The organism is Salinibacter sp. (assembly GCF_042218895.1).
Classification (GTDB): domain Bacteria; phylum Bacteroidota; class Rhodothermia; order Rhodothermales; family Salinibacteraceae; genus Salinibacter.
The window spans coordinates 1-3,927 of the sequence record NZ_JBDGQQ010000163.1 but is presented as its reverse complement, the minus strand read 5'-3'; the positions used below and the strand labels follow the sequence as shown (position 1 = coordinate 3,927).

4 protein-coding genes are annotated in these 3,927 nt (G+C 61.5%); 1 reads left to right on the top strand and 3 read right to left on the bottom strand.

The window, feature by feature from the left end:
* Positions 1 to 1,507, top strand: a 1,507-nt coding sequence (locus ABEL04_RS13460) for a DUF3987 domain-containing protein (protein ID WP_375802911.1), incomplete at its 5' end; no start/stop codon positions are given.
* Between the two features lie 847 nt (positions 1,508 to 2,354).
* On the opposite strand, the gene ABEL04_RS13455 is transcribed toward ABEL04_RS13460, so the two are convergent.
* From ABEL04_RS13455 to ABEL04_RS13445, 3 genes are all read right to left on the bottom strand, one after another.
* The gene (locus tag ABEL04_RS13455; RefSeq protein ID WP_375802910.1) at positions 2,355 to 2,711 is read right to left on the bottom strand and encodes a DUF5615 family PIN-like protein; all 357 of its coding nucleotides are present in this window, start codon (positions 2,709 to 2,711) and stop codon (positions 2,355 to 2,357) included.
* A complete protein-coding gene (locus ABEL04_RS13450) occupies positions 2,708 to 3,022 on the bottom strand; it encodes a DUF433 domain-containing protein (protein WP_375802909.1) in 315 nt (104 codons plus the stop codon). Before ABEL04_RS13450 ends, ABEL04_RS13455 begins: the two co-directional genes overlap by 4 nt.
* A 233-nt stretch (positions 3,023 to 3,255) precedes the next feature.
* On the bottom strand, positions 3,256 to 3,795 hold the full coding sequence (locus tag ABEL04_RS13445) for a CsgG/HfaB family protein (RefSeq protein WP_375802908.1): 540 nt from the start codon (positions 3,793 to 3,795) through the stop codon (positions 3,256 to 3,258).
* Positions 3,796 to 3,927 lie beyond the last annotated feature (132 nt).

Sequence of the window (3,927 nt, the reverse complement as noted above, 5' to 3'; positions counted from 1 at the left end):
CGATGACACGGCTGACAACGATGACACGGCGGTCCCAGCGGGCGGCGCGACCGAGGGCTCCGGCCCCACCGGTGACCCCGGCGGCTCCGGCGATCCGGAGGGGCTCCGTCAGGGGTACCTCCCCGAGCGCACGCTGAAGCTTCTGCCGGAGCTTCTCGAAAAGCCGGCCCGCCGCATCGGCGACCGCCGAAAGCGGGATGTCTTCCTCACCGGCGCCCTCCCGATGTGGGCCGGCGCGCTCCCAAACGTCCGATTCCGCTACGGGGGCAACGACCTGAGCCCCAATCTCTACAGCGCGGTGGTCGCCCCGCCCGCGTCCGGAAAAAGTGCGCTCCGCCACGTCCGCAGATACGGCACACCGCTCCGCGAGGAGTTGAGCGCCGGCGGCCCTGCGGCGGAGGCCCCGCTGGCGACGGAGGCCCCTGAAGACGACACCTCCCGGGACGGGCGGCCCGGCGACCGGGGCCCGACCCGCCAGCGCCTCTTCCTCGCTGCGGACAGCAGCGCCGCTGCCCTAAAAGAAGGCCTCGCAGACAGCCCCCACGGAGTCATTTTTGAAACCGAATTCCGCACGCTGAGCCAGGCCCTCGAGAGCTCGTGGGGCACGTTTACCGACGTGCTTCTGAAGGGATTTCAAAACGAGACCATCAAGATGAGCCGGTCCTCGACGGGAACGGTGACCATTTCCCATCCGGCCCCCTCGATCGCGCTGGCCGGCACGCCAGCGACATTCGACGGCGTTATCTCCGGGACGAGCGACGGGCTGTTCAGCCGGTTTCTCTTCTACCGGTTCAACCGGGAGTTTGAATGGAGCACTCAGTTCGGCGAGAGCGGCGCGGGCCTCGAGCAGTGTCTCCGGGACGCCGCGGAGGATTTTCAGGTCGGGTACCGCCGGCTGCAAGCGCGAGGGGAGCCGCTTCGGGTTACAGTGCCGGAGGCGCTACAGCAGGCGCACGACCGGGCGTTCCATTCGCTCACGGAAAAGTGGCGCAATGACGAGAACGTGGGCCGGTCCCTCCAGGCCTCCCTCACCCGGGCGGGGCTTCAAGCGGTCAAAATCGCCGTGGTCCTTCGGGGAATTCGGCTCGCAGCGTCCGGCATTCCTCCGGCGCCGACCGAACCGGTCGAGCTGGGGGCCGAAGACATGGAAGCGGGCCTTCGTCTGGCCCTGACCTACCTCCTCCACGCCGTCCGGGTCGAGACCCGCTTTCGAGAAGAGACGAGCGTCCGGGCGAGTCTCACCGAGCGGAAGCGAACGTATCTAGACGCCCTCCCGAAAAGCACGTTCTCGACGGCGGAGGCGAAGGGGCTCGCCTCACAAGTCGGCGCGAGCGAGCGCAACGTGCAGCGGTGGCTCAAGGATTGGCGCGAGGCCGGCTTGCTCACGAAGCCGAAGCGCGGACGGTGGGCCAAGCTGAGCCCGGAACTGGAGGGCATTGCCGGTGCCGAAAGTGTCATTTCTGTCATTAACGACATTCCGGCCCTCCCGAGCAGTTCGCCAGCATAGGGGCCGGTGGCACGTGCGCCGGGGACGCCGGCCGCGGGTCCTCCGACAGATCCGGCCCGACGCCTGGGCGTCCCTCCGGGCGAAAATGCATCACTCGGACGTTAATAGACCCCCGCCCCCACCGTTGAAGTACTGCGTGTTCGAGGGGATGCAGCCCCCATGGGTCGGTTGGATCGAAGATCGATGAGCGCTCCAGGGGCGACGATCGGTCGGGCTCTTTGTGTCGCTTTTCCGCGTTCAGGATTTCCATGTTCAGGACCGGGATTCCCGGCCGGCGGCACTCGAAGTCAGCTTCGCCCGCGCGCGACCTCGCGCGAGTAGAACTATTATCCAGGCCTAAAAAATACCAATAATCGGTACACAATATGTATGGAGGAATTGGGAAGGCCCCGCCGGGGGGAAGTCTCATTCAATGCATACATAGATATATACAAAAGAGTGCGTCCTCGTAGTACCTCTGTATTGACTACCGGACAGCAACAGTCGGCGCTCGGTCCGATGATCTCGCAAGGGACATCTTCCCGGAGCAGGAGAGTCGTTGCTATCGCGCCCCTGAAGGTCAGACTATCTGCTGAGAAAACTGAACACCTTGACTTCTCCCCTCGATGAATCGAGGGGATTCTTCCTCACGGAAAAGACTTTCTGTTTCGATGGACCAGCTTCGATCATTTACATGCTCAAAAGCAGAGGTAGACCGAAGTCTTACGTATCCTCCGCAGACATTAGCACCATACGCAGAAATTTCTGCGTGCTATGCTCCCGTCAGCCCGGGCGGCATGAGATACTCAAAAGCAAACTGTGTCATACTTTGGTTATCGGTATGACATTAAATTACATCGTTAGGCAACTAATTTGTTTCGTTGTGGCTGACGAGAAAGTCCGTGTATCTCCCGGATAAATCCGAGAGTTTTCTCAGAGAGTACCCCTTCGGGGCAACTGCTCTCTCGCGCTCACTCAATACTATAATGACGCCGGGACGCTGCGAATGGCCTACAAAATCGGCGAAATGCCGAGGCATCGTTTTTACATCGTGCGACACCAGCACCCGATCTTCTTGTGCCGCAATGACCAACACCTCAGGATCTTCCAGACCCTCCAGCTCGGCGGCAGGGACCGTTTGGAAGTCGACCGCGGGTTCTCTCCGCACGAGCGCCCTGCGGTTGATGTGGTTGAAATCGGCGTCGGCCTGGAAGCGTACCTTCATACGTCTTGTGCGCGACGCTGCTTCCGCGCTCGCTTCATCTTGCGCGCGAAGTCTGGATCCGCGTGGGCCGTACGCTCTTCCTCACGCGTCGCCTCGACGCGCTCCAGATACGCATCGATGTCGGTGCGGTGGGCCAGGTAGTAGGCAATGGCGCCATACACCTGCTCCAGGGTCAGCGTGGGGAAGCATTCGCCGGCGATCGTTTCCGGGGAGCAGCCCTCCCGAAACGCATACACGACCGACTCAAGCGAGACACGGGTTCCGACGATTCGGTATCCCGTGTCGTCCTGTTCGACGTACGGCTGTTCCATCGTGACAAACGCAGCGCGTGCTGGGAAATTACACCAGACCCTTGATTCGGAACAAAGCCGAAACGGCACGACCGACGAAAGGTTTTTCTCGCCTCCTTTTTTACAGAAGTGAGTAGAGCGCGAGAAGAGTAGTGGCTAGGACTTCCCCGTTTGTGAGCGGCAAGGTCTCAGCTACCGAGGGCGGCCTGGAACCCGCCCGGGCAACGAGAAAAAACCGTCCTTTCGGGAGTCTGCTACTTCGCGATCGTCGTCCCCAACAGATGAATCGCATCGAAGATGTCTTTGCCCTTGCATTCTTCGCAGATGACCCGGCGCCCCTCCGTGATTTGAGACGTTTGAACCCGGAGCAGCCGTGCGTTGAGAAGATAGGTGGTCCCAACGGCATTGAGGCTTCCCAAAACCAAGTAATCGGCGTTGAGCAGTTGGCCAATCCGGGCTCCATCCGATTTGGTGAGATTGGACGCCTGGAGATTGAGTTCGTCGAGCACCTCCTCGATGCGCTCCCGTTCCAGAAGTGTCAGGTGCTCCACGTTCGCCAGCTGGGTGGCCAGCTCACTGCTACAGATCTCGGCGATTTTTGTCGAATCGCCCCTGCTTCGAAAGGGCAACACGGCGAGTCGAGCCGACGTGTCCGAGGGGATCGCCGGCTCCTTTTCGGAAAGCACGCGGATGCGTCCAGACAATGTCGGCAGCGTCGCCTCCTGGTCCGTAGCCGACGGCTGTCCGCCTCGCTTTATCTTCCAGACGACGATGCGGCCCTCCTTCGTGCCCATCCCAATCCATTGATTTCCTTCGGCGATGGCCAGCGCGCTCGACGTACCCTTTATTGGAACCCGGCTCGCCGTCTCCCCGCGAGGTGCGCCCGAAAAGTTGAACTGGTGACCCGACTAAGACTGAGGTTGGGA